This is a genomic window from Ruminococcus sp. AF37-20 (genome assembly GCF_003460465.1).
Classification (GTDB): Bacteria; Bacillota; Clostridia; order Oscillospirales; family Ruminococcaceae; genus Hominimerdicola; species Hominimerdicola aceti.
Window position 1 is genome coordinate 1 of sequence record NZ_QTVE01000029.1, and the last position, 18,095, is coordinate 18,095.

Sequence of the window (18,095 nt, forward strand, 5' to 3'; positions counted from 1 at the left end):
CGACCGTGTGATTAACGTACTTGCAGAGTTGATATTCGGTTGTCAAGATTCTGTCGAGAAAATTCTCCGAATTAGTTTCATCGATTTTCCCCTTCACTACTTACTGGCAACGAAATTGAGATTTGTAAGGGATTTATTTTTCGTTTTCAAATAATTTCAGCACTTTCACCAAAATACGATGTACTTTTTCGTGCATTGTTTGTCTGGTAACACTATATTTCATGGCAAGATCATTCTGACTTTTATTCATCCAAAAAAGCTGATAAATAATTTCACGTTCGTATGGCTTGAGTTTTTTCATGACCTTTTTGAGCTTTACCAAGTCATGTTCCAAGCCTAACTGCTCTAAGATGCGCTCCTCAAGCGGAACAACTGTACTGTCATTGAGAATCTTCTGCTCGTAATTTCCGCCGTATGTATACTGCTCCAATGAGAGGAGGATGACCTTCTTCCAGTTCCTATCCTTTTGCGTATACTCACCATGATCCTTCTTGGAAAAGTGATCCGAATACTGGCTTTCCTCGCATTCCAGAACGCTGTCGCCAAAGCTGATAAACCAACGGTTTTCATCCTCCTTCGCTTTGAGATACTCAGCTTCAGTAAATTCGGAATACTTTTCACTTCCGCCGTTTCTGTTGTATTCAAAATATTTTGTTTTCATTGTAATTCCTCCGTTTTTGATATATAAGGTTTTTATCAAAACGAAGGCTTACGGGTACTTAGCTGTCAGACACAGCCATTTTGAAGTTAAAAACATATTTGTCCTTTCTCCCGATACTTCGGTCTGAGGACACAAAAAACGGAGTCTGTATTCAGCACACAGACTCCGTTTACCTGAAAAAAGGCGCACTAAAGAAAGGGTACTGAATATGCTGTTTTGCATTTTTTGCAAAACGACCATATTTTGTATCCTCGCCCTAATGCATATCAGGCGTTGAATATTTATTTAATAAAAAAAGCCGTCGACAAGACAGACTCCTTGCGGAATCTATCCTGCCGACGGCCTCTCATGTTAATCGACGTTAGTCGATATGTTTGGATAAACCGATCGGTAATCAAAGTATGCGACCCTGATAAAGGATTTAAACGCGGCGCTGTTTCAGCCCGACCTTACCGTCTACATACCGTATTTTATTTTAACACTCGCTGACATATTCAAACATCTCAATGATATCGTGATGCCTGCCTTTCGACTTTCTCAGCATTGTTATATGACAGCGTTTGCATTCAACTTTTGTTATGTTATTCCTGTTTGGATATCCTGTGGCTAATTCTCCGCAGTTGGGGCAGTACCAACGTTGAAGACGAGCGAACGTATTATTACCTCCCGATTCGTCCGCGTCAATTATTCGTATTTTTTGCATTACTTTCTTGTATGATATAGTAAAGCCTAAATCATACTCTCCTTGTATGATATAGTAAAGCCTAAATCATACTCTCCTTTCCAAAAATGTGGTATAATAAAACAGATGCTGTGGACTTTTGATTTTTTCTGTAGCTCGACTACTATAAGGAGTGTAAAGCCACAGTTTTATTTACAATGTTTATAGCTGGATAAGTCAAAGAATTTTAATCTCACGCAAGTTTACGGGAATAAAACTAAGTGGCACGAAAACAGTACCAATAATTTTACAAGGTAGGTAAAACTTATGATTTATGTTGGAATTGATATTGCAAAGGAAACTCACGTTGCCGCAACAGTTGATTCGGACGGCGTTATTGTTATTGAACCCTTTTCTTTTTCAAACAACCACGAAGGCTTTAAGCTCCTTAAATCAAAGCTTGATTCACTCGACAAATCAAATCTTCTCATCGGGCTTGAATCAACTGCACACTATGCAGAAAATGTTATCTTTTTTCTGCACGGCTGCGGATATGAGCTTGCTGTCATCAATCCAGTTCAGACCGCCGCTATGCGTAAAACAGGCATTCGCAAGACTAAAACCGACAAGGTGGATTCTTTGCTTATCTGCAAAACATTGATGGTCAACTCATTCAGACGTTATACTGAAAACGACATCAAAACCTTAAAGCTAAAGTCCCTCTGCCGTTTTCGTCAGAATCTGAAAAAGTCCAAAGCACGACTTAAAATTCAGCTCACTTCTTACGTTGATGTTATCTTTCCGAAGCTTCAGTACTTCTTTAAATCCGATCTGCACATCAAATCCTGTTATGAGCTTCTTAAGGTGTATTCTTCACCGGACGACATTGCTGCTTTACACTTAACAAAACTAAGTAACATTCTTACCAAAGCTTCCAGAGGTCGCTTCGGTAAGCAGGACGCTGAGTCCCTCAAAAGTCTTGCAAAATCGTCCGTTGGTGTGAAGAACACCTACATATCTATTCAAATAACCCAAACCATTGCTCAGATTGAGTTAATTGAAAGCCAGTTAAATGAGCTTGAAACGGTTATTGAAACAGCTATGGACGAGCTTGATTCGGTTATCATGACCGTTCCGGGTATTGGTAAGCTCAATGGTGCTATGATACTTGGCGAAATCGGTGACATTAAACGCTTTTCTGATTCTTCAAAGTTGCTTGCTTATGCAGGACTTGACCCTGTCATCAATCAGTCGGGCAAGTTCAACGCAAAGCGTACAAGAATGTCCAAGCGCGGTTCAAAGATACTCCGCTATGCTCTCATAAATGCAGCGTGGAACGTTTCTTTAAACAACGACACATTCAAGCGTTATTATGATTCTAAAGTAGCTCAGGGCAATTCTCATTATTCTGCTTTGGGACATACCGCTCACAAGCTTGTGAGGGTTATCTTTAAGCTCCTTAATGATAATATTACTTTCGCTCTCGTTTAAATTTTTCGCCTTTATCTTTTTAGGGTGGACATCCTTTTTGCCCCTTTTGAACTTTCTGTTAATCTTCTTCTTTTTCTATTGACTTTTCATAGCTGGTCTCCTTGTAATTATTCTAGATCTTTTATAACCTTGACTGCTACTCCCTGAATGATACAGTTATCCACATAGATATCATCCATTTCGCTGTTTTCGGGGTGCAGACGTATTCTTTGATTTTCCAGTTCGGGGTAAAAGCGTTTGAGCGTAGCTTCATCGTCCATAAGAGCGACTACTATATCGCCTGAATCGGCATAGTTCTGCCGACGGATCAGCACCAGATCTCCGTAATCTATTCCTGCCTCTATCATGGAATCGCCGTTGGCTCGGAGCAGAAAAAAATCACCTCTGCCAAACAGAGAAACCGGCAGTCTTACGTATTCTTCAATATTTTCTTCTGCAAACTTAGGAACTCCGCAGGAGACAGAACCTAGTATGGGAATCTCAACGGTTTCGGCAAGCGTTTGTTTCTGACGTTTTGTCACAATACTTCGATGACCGTCATAGTCCAGCTCACCGTTTGCTTTCATTTTCTGCATATAGCGGCTGACGGTAGCTGTAGATAGCCCTACGCCGTTTGATATTTCCCTTACGCTTGGGGATGAGCCGTTATTTACCGCATAATCGTCTATAAAGGCTATGATCCTTTTAAAATACTCCGCATTCTTGTGCTGCATTTTTATGCGCCTCTTTCTAACTGTAACGTTCGTTTCGGTTATGTATATATTATAACGCCTTTGAATTTTGATGTCAATAGCAAAAAAACGAGGTGCACAATTACTTATGCACCTCAAACACACTTTCTCCCATTTGCACAAATTGGTCAACTGCTTCTTGTGGAAATTGTATACATATTTTTCCCTGATACTGGAACACCCACGCATAGAATGTAGGACTCAGCTCAATTTTTACTTTTACAGTGAAGAATTGTTTATCGGCTTTATTTGTTTCTATATCATCGCCGAACTTATCTATTATTGCTTTCATATGTTTGTTTTTGCATTTCAGAGTCACAGTCATGGGTTCTCCGCTGAACATTTTAAAGGTCTGAGCAATAAAATCTTTCAGCACAAAGTCCTTCGGACAGGGTATTGCAATGCTTTCCGTAAGTGATATATCCGCTATTCTGTCTATTCGGAAAACCGTTATGTCCTTATGCTTTTCACAGTAACCTACAAGATAGTACCTGTCGTCGTTCCACACGGCAGCATAAGGGCTGACCGTATATGTATATCCATTATGTTTTAAAACCTTTTCCCTTTTTTCGTTATATTCATAATACTGAAAACGGATTTTTCTGCACTGCGTAATGGCTGTGTTAATTGTATCGGCAAAATATATGCTTTTATTATCCGCTTTATTTTCGCTCGGCTGCTGAATTATGTTTTTAATCTCGTCCTTTTGATAAACGCTTAGCTGAGAAAACAGCTTGTCTATAAGCTCTGAGGACTTTTCCTCCGAGATGAACTGTGCTGCATTTACAGCGTCGCAGAGCATTTTTATCTCTGCGGATTCCAGTCCTCTGCTGCCGATAAAATACTTATTCTGTGTGCTTTTATCGCAGGTAATATCATAGCCTGCATCTCTTAACTTCCTGATGTCTGCAGGAATCGTATTTCTGTGAGCTGATATGCCTTGTTCTGCAAGCTTTTCAATAAGCTGATTTGTTGTCAGCTTGTGATTTTCGTCTGTTTGTTTGATAAGGATTTGGAGCAATGCCAGAAGCTTATTCATACGTCACCTCAAAATTATCCCATAAATATCGTCAATCATTACTCTTTTTCTGCTGACAAACACTATTATATCAGCGTAGAGATTATCTTTTTCATTATTACTTTACATATTTTATCGTTCCATTTGTGTTTGTCAAGCAGAAAGTGCATAAAAGGGGCTCGAAAAAGTGCATAGCCCAATCAGCACAAGATTAATGAGTGGAGGCTCGGTTTGCGCATAGAATGAGCACCCCTGTTGTGTATTTTTGAAGCCCTTTTGCGAGCTCCTGTTCTGCATTTTTGGAGCCCATTTTCTGCATTTCTATTTTACCATAAACAGCAGAGTAAAACAACTAATAAATTTGCAGACAAAAAAGCGGAACGCTTTTATGAAATGCTCCCCTTTTGTTAGACAATGTGGTATAATAGAAGTATACCAATAAAAAGTCTGACGAAAGGGGGCATTTTTATGCCAAAAGGAAAGCCAAACAAGAGATACACACCGGAATTTAAAATAATGGTTGTAGAAACTATGCGTAAGGAAAAACTGAGTTAAAGAGAAGTGGCAAGACAGTTTGATGTGCCACATAGCAGAGTAACCTCTTGGGAAAGAATCTACCTTGAAGAAGGAAAAGAAGGATTCTATGTTGAACGACGTGGCAGAGCCTGTGCAGCCGGTGGAACACAGAAAGGCAGAAAGCCAAAACTTGACAAAAAGGTAGAAGAGGATTTAATTGCCGAAGTGCAGCGACTTCGTGCAGAAAATGCATACTTAAAAAAATTGAATACCTTGGTTGCCGAGAGGGTACGGCAAGAGAAAAAGCACAAGTGATATGGGAACTGAGGCATGAACACAAGGTAGGTCTGCTCATAGATATGCCGAAATACCTCGCAGCACCTACTACTATTACAGCAAACAATTTGATAATCCAAAACCGGACAAATACGCAGAAATAAAGTCTGAAATTCGCAGAATTTATGATGAAAGCAAAGGTCGTTACGGTTATCGCAGAATAACAAATGAATTGAGAAAAAAATATGTTGTCAACCACAAGACAGTACAGCGTTTGATGCGTAAAATGGGAATATTCTGCCGTGTCAGAATGAAGAAGTACAACTCATTCAGAGGTGAAGTCGGAAGAATTGCTCCTAATCTTCTTGAACGTGATTTCAAAGCAGACAAGCCTAATCAGAAGTGGGTTACCGATGTAACCGAGTTTGCTTTGTTCGGCACTAAGCTGTATCTTTCACCTATTTTGGATTTGTTTAATGGTGAGATTGTGTCCTACAATCTGAGCTATCATCCGAATTTGAATCAGGTTACAGATATGCTTGAAAAGGCATTTGCAAAAATACCTGACAATACAAATCTGATACTTCATTCAGACCAAGGTTGGCAATATCAGCACAGGCATTATCAGAAAATGCTTAAAGATAAAGGGATAAGGCAGAGTATGTCACGCAAAGGAAATTGTCTTGACAATTGCTTGGGCTCTGCGAAAAAATCTCTGTAAATTAATCAACTGTGATAAAAACGTTAGTTGGTAGTGGCATAAAATTTGCCACTCTAATTTTTTACAGTATACAATGCATACTGCAATTTGTCAAGGTTCTTTTTGAACATCAGCCTGATTCCATTGCGCTGCGCTCCATTCCATCAGGCTGATGTTCAGTGGCTCGCTCAGCCGAGCCTGTCGGGATACATGATTTCAAGCTCTCCCAGAACTCTACCCCCGTTTCTCAGCGGCATAGTCCATTTTTTCGCTATTTCATGAGTTGCAAGATACAGTGCCTTTAAAAGCACCGTATCGCTCGGAAATACGCTTCTCTGTTTATTTAGACGGCAGTATCCGCTGTTAAGGCTCTCAATCGCATTGGTGGTGTAAATGACCTTTCTGACCTCCGCTGAAAACTTAAAAATCGGCGATATGACGTCCCAATTCTTGTACCAGCTTTTCATAGCATTGGGATAATCGCTGAAGCTCAGCCTGCGGAAATGCCGTTGATACGGCTTCTTTCATGCCTGTAAGTCCGTCTGCACAGATGACAAGAATGTCCTTTACACCGCGGTTTTTCAGCTCGTTAAGAACGCCAAGCCAGTATTTTGCACTCTCGTTTTCACCGATATGTATGGACAGCACTTCTTTGTGACCTGTCAAGCTTACTGCAAGGATTACATATGCTGCAAGCTTTTTTATCTGTCTGTTTTCTTGTACAGAAAAATGTACAGCATCAATAAATACAATGGGATAAACCTCGTCAAGAGGACGTTTCTGCCACTCTTCTATCTGCGGAAGGAGACGGTCTGTGATATAGGATACCATACCATCGCTGACTTCAAATCCGTAAATATTTTCGATAGTTTCGCTTATTTGGCGAGTGTCATGCCCTTTGCGTACAGTGAAATGATCTTCTGCTCTATTCCCGAAATATCCTTCTGACGCTTCTTTACGACTTTGGGTTCAAATGTTCCATCACGATCCTGTGGCACTTCAATTTCTGTTTCTCCGAAGTTCCCGCGTATTTTCTTGGTTTTCTTTCCATTTCGGTAGTCCGGATTGTCAGAACGCTCATAAGCGCCATATCCGAGATGCTCATCCATTTCAGATTCAAGCATTTCCTGTATTTTGCCGCCAAGAAGATCTTTCAGAGCATCTTCTATATCCTTTGCTGTCCTGATATCATACTCCTCGAGCAGCATTCCGATGATGTTCTTTTTTCCTTCGCTCATTGGTTCTCTTTTTCTTCTTCCCATAAAAAATCAGCCTCCTGTGTTATTTCTATTTTACTACAGTTGACTGACTTTTTACAGACTTTTTTTCAGAGGGTCAATGCTTGTGACGAAAACTTCTTCAGCTTGTTAAAGACAGAATTACTTTATCTGCAAGAATTTACGAGCATTGAGCATTTCATCAAAGAACTTCACGAGTATATCGAATGGTACAACACAAAACGCATCAAGCTTAAGCTTGATGGTATGTCACCGGTGGAGTTCAGGCTCAAAGCCGCATAACAAAAGCGACCAAGATTTCTCTTAGTCGCTTTGCATAAATATACTTTTTAAACTTTGTCTAACTTTTTGGGGTCATTCCATTACACGTTCCGTTTTAAATTACTATACTTTTCTCTTTGTATTTATATATATGCCTTTTCCTTATTAACTTTCCCGTTTCACTGTGATAGGGGGGAGGTGTCAATTTCAAAACTATTTCTCCCTCAGAGCTTCCCCGAAGCCTTTTTTAATAGGCTCTAAGAAGTAATCCATAACCGTTCTCTTATCCGTCTTTATTTCCACGCTTCCGGATAATCCTGAAATCACATCTATCTCATCATTTTTATCTGTAATTTCAAGCTTCACAAGATAAACGCTACCCGTCTGCTCGCTGACAAACGCGTTGGGACTGATATATTTCACCTTTCCCTTTACCGTTCCGTACTTGTTATACGGGTACGCCTCCAGCTTGATTTCCGCTTCCATTCCGATTTCTATGTCGGCAATATCCATATTCTTTACATAGCACACCATTTCAACAGGCATATTATCAGGTACTATCGTTACAAGCTCCTGTGCGTTCGTTACCGCCGCTCCGACGGTGTTCACATTTACGTTGTTTATATATCCACTTACAGGCGCCGTTATATACTGATAATCCTTAGACAAGGCGTATTTTTCAAGGCTGGTTTCTATTTCGTCAAGTTGACCGCTTATCTCCGAAAGCTTTGAATTGATCTGTGCGCTGTACTGGATTTTTGTATCCTTGATTTTCGTTTCCGACTGTTTTAGCGCAAGCTCGTTCTGCTTTACTATAAGCTCCTGCATTTCAACCTGACGGCGTGTTCCGCTTTCTTCGTATTCCTCAAGCTGCAGCTGTGAAATCTGATGATTTAAATCGGCGTTTTCCTTATCCTTCTTAAGACTGTCAAGAGTGTTATTATAGCTTGCGTCTGCATCCATAATTGACTGAATATACGGTTTAAGCTCAGCTTCGTAATCTTCAATTTTAACCTTTGAAATATCGTCGCCGTTTTTAATCTTTGTATATATTTTCCGCTGTGCTTCAAGAATTTCTTTCTGACTGTTAAGCTGGTTTGTATCAATATCAAGGGATTCCGTATCAAGCTCTATCAGAACGTCTCCCTTTTTCACATATTCTCCTTCGGCAGCGTTTATTGACTTTACTGTTCCGCCTGAATAGGCCTGCACCACGTTTACATTTCCTGATGGCTGAACGCTTCCGCCGGCAGTAACTACCACGTCTATTTTCGAAAGGCAAGCCCAAATGACTGCCGCGATCAGAAGCGTAAAAACTCCGAGAATTATTACCGTTCCCGCTTTATGGGCAGGGCGTTCAATAATTTCAAGCAAGGACGGCATAAAATCATACTTCAGCTCCTTATCCTTGCTTTTGCTGTGCTTCAATACGTATTCCGTCAGCTTATTATTCATCAATATCGCCCCTTTTCTGCTGGTTATACAAATAATGATACAGCCCTTCACGTTTCATCAGATTCTCATGAGTATCGTATTCCACAAGATTGCCCTTATCAATCACCATGATTTTCTGCGCGTCCTTTAACGTTGAAAGCCTGTGAGCAATAATAAGCACTGTTCTTCCTTTGCATATTTCCTTGAGATTATTCTGGATAATGCTTTCAGATTCATAGTCAAGAGCAGACGTAGCCTCGTCAAATATAAGTATTCTGGGATTGTTAAGTATTGCTCTCGCAATAGCGACTCTTTGCTTCTGACCTCCGGAAAGTCCCATGCCCTTTTCGCCGATAATCGTTTCATAGCCGTTAGGAAGTTCAAGGATAAAATCATGCGCGCCCGCTATTTTTGCAGAATGAATGATTTGCTCCATACTTGCTGTTGAGCAGTGAATTGAAATATTTTCTGCTACGGTCCCGTTGAACATAAAGTTTTCCTGCAATACTACTCCGATCTGCTTTCTGAGCATTGCGGGATTCACAAGTGAAATATCCATTCCGTCTATGGATATTTTACCGCCCTCCGGCAAATAAAGTCTTTGAATCAGCTTTGAAATGGTGCTCTTTCCCGAACCGCTTCTGCCTACGACTCCTACAATAGTGTCAGGCTCTATTTCAAAGCTCATTCCCTTGATAACCTCTCCGCCCTGCGGATTGTATCTGAAATGCACCTGATCGAATATAATTTTACCCTGAACGCCGGGCATAGCAGTCTGATTTGCGTTTAGAATCGGTTCAGGGGCTGTATTAAAAATATCGCCGATTCTTTTTACTGAAAGCGACGCCTGCTGATATTCCTGCCAAAGCTGTACCAGTCTTAAAACAGGACCGCTTACTCTGCCGGAAAGCATTCGAAACGCCACAAGCTGCCCCACTGTAAAATTACCGTCCATTACCGCTTTTGCGCCGAAAAACAGAATCAACAGGTCGAATACCTTCTGAATAAACTGTCCGGTCGTTCCGGCGGTTGCGGAAACCATAGAGGTTTTGTAGCTTGCCTTTACGTAATCGGATTGCAAATCGCCCCATTTTTTCTCGAACTTTGGCTCTAAGGCATAGGATTTTACGGTCTGCACTCCCGTTATGGATTCAACCAAAAAAGACTGAGTGTTCGCTCCCGTTTCAAACTTTTCGTCCAGTCTTTTTTTGAAAAGGGGAGTAACGATGGCCGAAAGTACTGCGTAAACGGGTATAGAACAGAGGACGATAACTGTCAGCATTTTGCTGTAGAAAAACAATACTACTATGTATACGATTATGAAAATAAAATCTATCATTGAGGAAAGCGGAGTGCCTGTCAGAAAATTTCTGATACTGTCAAGCTCTCTTACTCTCGCCACCGTTTCGCCGACTCGTCTTGATTCAAAGTATTTCAAGGGAAGTGCGAACAAATGCCGAAACAGCTTGAAGCTGAGCATAACATCTATTCTGTTTGTCGTATGGGTAAACACATAGTTTTTGGCAAGGGACAGAATCAGCTCGTATATATATACAATTGCGATACCGATTGCAAGCACGTTAAGCGTCGACATACTTCTATGGACTAAAACCTTATCCACAACGACCTGAGTCATAACGGGAGTAAGGATTCCTAAAATCTGTATTGTAAATACGGCTATCAGTACCTGTATAAATTCCTTTTTGAATTTCAGTATCGTGGGTATAAACCACTTGAAGCTGAATACCGCTTCTCTGTCCATTATTCCTTTTTTTGTAACAAGGATCGCTGTGCCATCCCAGATTTCAGATAATTCCTCGCGGGATTTTATCTCCGGCTGGGTTTTGTCCGTAAACAAGACCATGAATTTATTGCCTTGAGATTTTGCGACAATAAAGAATACGTCGTTTTTATCCTTTGCAATAATCGGCGCCTTTACGTCCTTCAGCTTTTTTAAATTCAGCTTACAAAGCTTTGCCCGCATTTTCAATTTCTTTGCGGATTCTATTATTTCTATTTCTCCGGTTTTCTGCTCGGGATCAAGAACTGATAGCGTTTCAGCCTGCTCTTTTGTGATAGGTATACCGTGAAACTTCATAACTATCATAAAGCAGCTAAGTCCGCTGTCTTGTTTTTTCTCCATGCTTCGACTTCCTTTTTACATAAATTATGCGGCAGCTTTTTTACTGCCGCACTTTTAATCAGAATTTATATTACTCTGCCTGCGTACCGACAAGCAGTTGATTCAAAGCTGACGTATCCTGCATCGGATCACTAATGCTCATACTGTCAGAAACGTTGTTCTCCGTACCGAAAGCGGACATATTTTCGGTCAGTATCATTACCTGTATATCCGTCTGATCTGCGGTTTCCTCTGTTTCCTTTGCCGCAGAAACAGTGCTTGAAGAATCAATCAGAACGGTGTCGTTTATTTCTGTGAGCAAATCTGAAGACATACTTTCGTCTGAATAGATATCCGAGAGAAGCTCGGCGTTTGACTGTATGACATCTTTCTCAGATATTTCATTGCTTGCAGGCTGACTAAGCTCAAGCTCCCAGGTATCCTTATTTACTGTTCCTACTGCTCCGCCTGCAAATTCAAAGATAAAGCTTTCGGAATTAAAGTTCCTTATAGTCAGCTTATCCTCGCTGCCGTTTATTGATACAGTCAGTTCGGATTGGTTTGTTTTAGTAAATGTGACCTCGTTAAGATCAATACCGCTTAATACGATCTTGTTATTTCCGTCATAATCCTCAATTATATCCGTACCGTAATTTCTGCCGAATACATATGTATCGTTTCCGTTGCCGCCGTTCAGATAATCATTGTCCTCTCCGCCGTCAAGGATATCATCTCCGTCATTTCCGTACAGATAATCGGTTCCTGTTCCGCCGTAAAGCGCGTCGTTTCCGGCGCCGCCGTTAAGCGTATCGTTTCCTCCGTCGCCGTGAATAACAATGCCGTTATCGCTCCATGCTGACATCCAGTCATCGTATTCAGTCGCATGGACCTGTTTCAGAGGATTTTCCTCGCTGTCGTATGCATATCTTGTTCCGTCTGCAAAGTTTACATTGAAGTTTCTGTTTTCCTCAGACGTAAAGTAATTCTGAATGATCAGCTTGTCCTCAATTCCATCAAATGTGATAGTAAGATCGTTCCAGTTCGTTCTGTAAACGGACATAGTATCTGCTGAGAGACCACTGCCGAATGAGATCGTATTGATACCCTCGCTGTCGTTAATTGTATCTGTGCCATATCCTATGTTGAAGATATATGTATCGTTTCCTGCTCCGCCGTAGAGATAGTCACTGCCTTCTCCGCCGTCAAGGGTATCATTACCGCCGTTGCCATAAAACTGATCGTCTCCGATACCTCCGTACAGCTTATCTGCGCCGTTTCCTCCATTAAGGCTGTCGTTTCCGTTCTCACCGATAAGAGTTCCCCCCCTGTCGTCCATAGTTACAATGTAATCACTATTTTCAGTTCCGTAAACAGTTCTTAATGGACTGTTGGAAGCGGTTGCGTGAACCTTAGAACCTCCGTTGAATGTGAGGTAGAAGTTTCTGTTTGCTTCGGAAGTAAAGAATCCCTCGATCACAAGCTTGTCATCAGAATCCTCAAATGTAATGGTAATATCATTCCAGTTTGTACGGTAAGCCTTGATCTGATTTGACGAATATCCGTAGATCTCAATAGTATTTGTGCCTTCACCGTCGCCGATAGTATCTGTTCCATAGCCTTTCTTGAAGATATATGTATCGTTTCCTGCTCCGTCATAGAGATAGTCATTTCCCTCTCCGCCGTCAAGAACATCGTTTCCTGCATTTCCTGTAAGTCTGTCGTCGCCCTTATCTCCGTAGAGATAGTCGTTTCCGTCGCTGCCTACAAGCTGATCATTGCCGTCCTGACCGATCTTGGTTATTCCGTCCTCATAAATAGAGATCATGTACTCGCTGCCGTCAGTACCGTAAATAGTTCTGAGAGGACTGTTCTGAGCTGTTGCTTCTACGACTGTTCCGTCGGCAAATACAAGCGTAAAGTTTCTTGCTTCCTTGCTGATGCAGTAATTCTTTATTGTAAGGGTATCTTCAAATCCGTCAAAGGTAATAAGAATATCATTCCAGTTGGAACGGTATGCCTTTACACCTTCTGCGGTGAATCCGTCACCGAACATAATGGTATTTGCACCCTCGCTGTCCATAATAGAATCAGCGCCGTATCCCGGCTTGAAGATATAGGTGTCGTTTCCGCTGCCTCCGTCAATAAAGTCATTGCCTGAGCCTGTGTCGATAATATCGTCGCCGTCACCGCCGTTGATGTAATCATCTTCGTTTCCGCCTGAGATACAGTCATTTCCTGATTCTCCGAACAGAGAGTCATTTCCGCTGCCGCCGAAGATCACGTCATTGCCGTCATTTTCTGTAATTCTGTCAGTTCCGGAATCTCCGAAGATATAGTCAGATTCTGTTCCTCCGATAATAAAGTCATCTCCGTTACCGCCTGCGGCGATATTGGCTTTGTCGCTTTCAAGAGGTAAATAATCTGAATTCTCTGTACCTGTAACATAGTTATCGATGCCTGTGATATTATCCTGTACGGGCAGGATTTCTTCGCCTATCTGCAGAACGTAGTTTTCGGGAGCGTCTGCAAAATCGGTAATGATAAGCTTGTCCTCTGTATCCTTAATACTGATAATCACATCATTACCAACGGCATTGATCTCGATATCCGACAAAGTCAGATCGTCGGCAAGCTTAACAGTTGACGTTCCTTCGCTGTCATCAATGACATCTGTACCGTAATCTCTGCTGAATACATATGTATCGTTTCCTGCTCCGCCATAAAGTATATCGTTTCCTGCTCCTCCGTCGAGAATGTCATCACCGTTATCACCGTAAATAATATCGTCGCCTTCCTCACCGAAAATAGCGTCGTTATCATCTCCGCCGTAAACAAAGTCGTTTCCGTTTCCTGCGTAAACGGTGTCATTGCCCTCGTTGCCGTAGATAACGTCATTTTCCTTACTTCCGTAAACGGTATCGTCACCGCCGAAAGCGTGCATGATCGAATCATCTACAACTGCTTTAAGAACATCGTCGCCGTTTCCGCCGTAGATATGTCTGAACGGACTATCCTTATCTGTAACGTGCATTTTAACTCCGTCTATTTCAAGGTCGTAATTGCGGTATTCCTCACTCTTGCGGAAATCCTTGATAACAAGAGTATCGTTCGTACCCTTTATTGTAATAGTTGCGTCGTATTCATCTGTGCCGTTTACAAGGATATCGCTTGGTTTAATTCCCTTAAATCTGAGAGTATTCAGACCATCGGAGTCTATTATTGTATCGTTTCCGTAGCCCTTTGCGAAAATGTATGTATCATCGCCGTAGCCGCCTTTGAGAGTGTCATTGCCTGTCCCTCCGTCGAGAGTGTCGTTGCCTGAATCGCCGTAGAGCATGTCGTTTCCAACTCCTCCGGATATTTGGTCATTGCCGTTGTTTCCATGAATAATATCAATTCCACTCGCACCATTTAATATATCATTTCCATCCAATCCGAAAATGAAATCATTATTTCCAGTTCCTCTATATGTGTCATTGTCATTGGTTGCAAGATATGTAGTTCCTGATTTAGACAGTTCCAAAATATCAGCATATTGTGGTGAAACTGCTTTATAGTATGTACTAAACTCACTGAAAGCATTAGTATCATAAGCTTCATCGAACAGAGAAAGATATGAGCCGATACTATAAAGGTTTCCCTCAACGTTTTCACCAGTAGCAATTTCCATTTCTAAAATGGCATTAAGAAAAGTGAAATCTACGATTTTATTTCCCTGTTCATCCTCTGAAACAAAAATCATGTTAATATAGAAACTGTCCTGTGATTCTACATTAAGATCGCTGAAAAAGATATTTTCAAGTGATATATACAACTTTTTCAAAATGTTTGCTGCATTTGAATTTGGATTTGTTCCACCAACGCCAACAAGCTCACGTCCCATAAAGGTTTCAATCACATGCAGGTCACGAGCATCAATATTTCCGCCGCGCGAATTCGGACTAATATCTGTTGAATCAGTAATAAAGTATAAAATCTGTTTTGAGAGAAATCGCTTTTCAACAAAATCTTCTGATAAACAATATTTTTTATACAGTACGGCAAGTGTTCCTGTCTTATCTGCTTCAATAGCTAAAGTAATATCCGGAACATTTCCTTTGGTTTCTACAATTTCACCATCTCCGCCCGTCTGTGTTGTATCTGAAGTGTTTACTGGGAACCAAAACTCGCTAATCTTTCGCTCAGTTCCATCTGCGAAAGTAACCATAGCAAATTCAGCTTCCATAGTTCCAGTTGCAGTATCAACATTCTCCTCCTTGGTAACATCAAGGCTTATATTTACTACTCCTAATTCGTTTAGTGTTTTCAATTCTCCTGAATCAGATATACCATTATGATTTGCATCAATCCAAACTCGCAAATCATTCCATACTGTATCATTATGGTCAATTACACCATCGCCATCTTCATCAAAGTCCGCCAATGCTTCAAAACCCGAAACAGAAATTGCGCCATTAGAAAGTTCGACTTGATCACCGAAAAGCTCACCGCCATCGTCAATTTTACTATTACCATTGCGATCAAGACAAAGGAAACCATCCTCAAGACCTATCCATGCTGTCTTTTCAGCAAAACCATTCTTATCTAGGTCGAAGTTAACACCGTTTTCAAGTGTCGTAAGTTCAATCCCTAATGCTCCAAGATCTATCGCAAGAGGATCACGAGGAGGTTGAGCGTTACCTGCATTTGTATATTCGTCATTGAGAGGGTCTAGTAGCCAATCCCATATACTCTCACCCAAAAATCCACCAAGAATACCACCAGCAAGACCAGCTGCAGCAATTGCAGCCCAGCCAATTGGTCCAGATACAAGTCCAGCTGCAACAAGAGTGCCCATACCAATGCCCGCTAGAGCACCTGCACCTGCACCACCTGCCATTCCACCTAATGTACTCATCCCCCATGAACCAAGTGTATCAGTTGCTCCTTCAATATCTCCATTTTTATATTGTTGATATGCTGTACTAGCTGTTGTGACAACATCAGCAACATCTCCAACCGTTCCTAAAACACCAAGTACAGCACCAACACGCACACCAAGATGTGTGCCATTACTACGTCCCGGTAGAGTTGAAACATCATCAATAGCGTCTATTACATTTGTTTTACCAGTAGTAATATTCTTTAATAGCGCATTCTCATCTATATTTGTTCTCGGAATATCATCTACTGCATCAGTAACAGTTTTAAGTGCGTTTGAATCTCCTCCTAACGAATTATATAGATTATTTAATTGTTCGGTCGGGACTCCATTTACTGCAGTAGTAGTTCCAACTCTATCAATATTGGAAGTAGGACAATCAGAAAGTATAGCTTCAGCTATACCACCACTTGTTTCTCCACCAGGAATCCAATTACTATTTGCACCAGATTCTGAACCTGTTGGAAGCTTAAGATTTCCACTTTCATAGAAATCATTTACAATGGATTTATCTATGTCAATTCTAACTAATTCTTGACCTGCCCATTTATCGGTCTCTATACCTAGTCCTTCTTCTATAATGCCAATATCACCATTAGCTACAATAAGCAATTGATCCATTTGATTGCTTGGTGCAATAAAGCGTTGCCCTCCCGCACCAAGTAAACTATCTGGATCACTATAATACAAATCATAATCTCTCTTTGTAACTAAAAAAGAAGCTCCATATTCTAAAAAAATCATTATTCACTTCACTCATAATACACTCACCCCATAATCTTTTTTTAAGACATTATCTATACGAATTATGTAATCCCATAATCCATTTTTTTTGTTAATCCCCATCCACTCTTTACAATTACGTAGAGATGATTCATTGTTTATCAAGGTACTTTTTAATGTCTTTAAAAGGGTATCATCAATCATTTTAAACGGTGCTGGATATTTAGAATGTTCATTGAAAATTTGATTCCAACAAGCCATATATGCACACCAAACTTGAATAGGTGTACTATTTAGTGTCATAATTGCTTTACGGAATTTCTTGATAATTACTTCATCATTTGTAGTCAAATATAACTCATATATTCCTTTTTCTACAATGCGTCCGAAATCTGTAGGAATATTAATAGGTATATCCCTGTTTCCCATAACTGAATATCCTTTTTCTCCGCAAAGAAATTCAGCAACCTCATCATTCTCAAATGCTTTTCTTGTAAGTTCAAGCAATTCTTCGTTTGTAATCTGTTTTTGCAATTTCATGACATTTCCTTTCTCATCAAGCGACGAATAAAAATTATTTTTTTATATTTCACAAAAACCATCTACGGTATATGTTTCTTCGTCAGATAGTTTTATCATTGTTTCTTCTACTTTTGTCATATCATTGTCTAGTTTTAATATAATCTCAAAACTTGTATCAATATTAATCGACGTTTTATTTTCCTCCAAAATTAAGATCTATAATATTTAGATGCCCATAATTAAAAGAAAGAGTCAGCCACTTTTTATCAATTAAATATAAATATGAGCTAAAGTGACTTGAATCTTCATGATTGTCTGTCGGTTCACCAAACATTTGATTTATTTCTGCTTCTGTACTCTCAAAGGTTATTCCGCCTATTGAAATATTATCAATCGTATCCTGCCTTTTAAAAGCACTCGCAGTAAAGCTTATACAAATAATATCATTATCACTATAATCATTATCGTCTGCTGCACAATGCATTGTGACCGTATCCAGCAATTTACCGTCATATAACAATCTTCAGCTTCTAAGTTCGGTTTTCTCCTTATATATCATGCTTTCATCCCAAAAAGAAAAACCCTCACCCAAATCATCCAGCGAGCATGGAAATGAAAAAGTTTTATCGGCCCTGTGAAAAAATCTCTGTGAATTCAACAACAGTGATAAAAAACGATATTGTGGAGCGGCTTGAAAAACAGCCGCTCATTTTTTTACAGTATACAATAAATACCGTAATTTGTCAAGGTTCTTCAACAGTCAGTCTGCTGGAATGGAGCGTAGCGGAATGGAAGCAGACTGACTGTGCCGGCTCAGCTT

General features: G+C 40.4%; 11 protein-coding genes and 3 pseudogenes. 5 read left to right on the forward strand and 9 right to left on the reverse strand.

The annotated features are described in order from the left end of the window. Window positions 1–133: 133 nt before the first annotated feature. A complete protein-coding gene (locus DW015_RS12050) occupies window positions 134–661 on the reverse strand; it encodes a hypothetical protein (protein ID WP_117905797.1) in 528 nt (175 codons plus the stop codon). Window positions 662–1,649: 988 nt separating this feature from the next. Between DW015_RS12050 and DW015_RS12060 the strand changes: the two genes are divergently transcribed. Continuing rightward, window positions 1,650–2,813: an IS110 family transposase gene (locus tag DW015_RS12060; protein ID WP_117905798.1), complete on the forward strand. Its 1,164-nt coding sequence runs from the start codon at window positions 1,650–1,652 to the stop codon at window positions 2,811–2,813. Window positions 2,814–2,920: 107 nt separating this feature from the next. Here the strand turns inward: DW015_RS12060 and lexA are convergent, their stop codons facing one another. Both lexA and DW015_RS12070 read right to left on the reverse strand, forming a co-directional pair. Further along, the gene (lexA, locus tag DW015_RS12065; RefSeq protein ID WP_117905799.1) at window positions 2,921–3,526 is read right to left on the reverse strand and encodes a transcriptional repressor LexA; all 606 of its coding nucleotides are present in this window, start codon (window positions 3,524–3,526) and stop codon (window positions 2,921–2,923) included. Between the two features lie 100 nt (window positions 3,527–3,626). Then, window positions 3,627–4,583, reverse strand: a complete 957-nt coding sequence (locus DW015_RS12070; RefSeq protein ID WP_117905800.1) for a WYL domain-containing protein — start codon at window positions 4,581–4,583, stop codon at window positions 3,627–3,629. 540 nt (window positions 4,584–5,123) lie between these two features. Here DW015_RS12070 and DW015_RS12075 point away from each other — a divergent pair. Both DW015_RS12075 and DW015_RS12080 read left to right on the forward strand, forming a co-directional pair. Beyond that, a complete protein-coding gene (locus tag DW015_RS12075) occupies window positions 5,124–5,393 on the forward strand; it encodes a helix-turn-helix domain-containing protein (RefSeq protein WP_117897900.1) in 270 nt (89 codons plus the stop codon). Window positions 5,394–5,439: 46 nt separating this feature from the next. Then, window positions 5,440–6,075 (forward strand): annotated as a pseudogene (locus DW015_RS12080) (IS3 family transposase); the annotation flags it as partial. Window positions 6,076–6,242: 167 nt separating this feature from the next. Here the strand turns inward: DW015_RS12080 and DW015_RS12085 are convergent. Next, a pseudogene (locus DW015_RS12085) lies at window positions 6,243–7,316 on the reverse strand (IS256 family transposase). An 87-nt stretch (window positions 7,317–7,403) separates the two neighbouring features. Here DW015_RS12085 and DW015_RS13495 point away from each other — a divergent pair. After that, window positions 7,404–7,574: pseudogene (locus tag DW015_RS13495) on the forward strand (IS3 family transposase); the annotation flags it as partial. A 192-nt stretch (window positions 7,575–7,766) separates the two neighbouring features. Here DW015_RS13495 and DW015_RS12095 read toward each other — a convergent pair. The 5 genes from DW015_RS12095 to DW015_RS12115 all read right to left on the reverse strand — a co-directional run bounded on the left by DW015_RS12095 (window position 7,767) and on the right by DW015_RS12115 (window position 17,759). Then, window positions 7,767–9,008: an HlyD family efflux transporter periplasmic adaptor subunit gene (locus DW015_RS12095; protein WP_117897896.1), complete on the reverse strand. Its 1,242-nt coding sequence runs from the start codon at window positions 9,006–9,008 to the stop codon at window positions 7,767–7,769. After that, complete coding sequence (locus DW015_RS12100) at window positions 9,001–11,130, reverse strand: type I secretion system permease/ATPase (protein ID WP_117897893.1); 2,130 nt, start codon at window positions 11,128–11,130, stop codon at window positions 9,001–9,003. Before DW015_RS12100 ends, DW015_RS12095 begins: the two co-directional genes overlap by 8 nt. Before the next feature lie 70 nt (window positions 11,131–11,200). After that, window positions 11,201–16,651: a calcium-binding protein gene (locus tag DW015_RS12105; RefSeq protein ID WP_181979924.1), complete on the reverse strand. Its 5,451-nt coding sequence runs from the start codon at window positions 16,649–16,651 to the stop codon at window positions 11,201–11,203. Between the two features lie 135 nt (window positions 16,652–16,786). Continuing rightward, a complete protein-coding gene (locus tag DW015_RS12110; protein WP_117905803.1) occupies window positions 16,787–17,293 on the reverse strand; it encodes a hypothetical protein in 507 nt (168 codons plus the stop codon). A 175-nt stretch (window positions 17,294–17,468) separates the two neighbouring features. Then, entirely contained in the window at window positions 17,469–17,759 is a 291-nt protein-coding gene (locus DW015_RS12115) for a hypothetical protein (protein ID WP_022286486.1), read from the reverse strand. 128 nt (window positions 17,760–17,887) lie between these two features. On the opposite strand from DW015_RS12115, the gene DW015_RS13635 reads away from it, so the two are divergent. After that, window positions 17,888–18,095 (forward strand): hypothetical protein (locus DW015_RS13635; protein ID WP_207659384.1); only part of this gene is annotated, 208 nt, incomplete at its 3' end.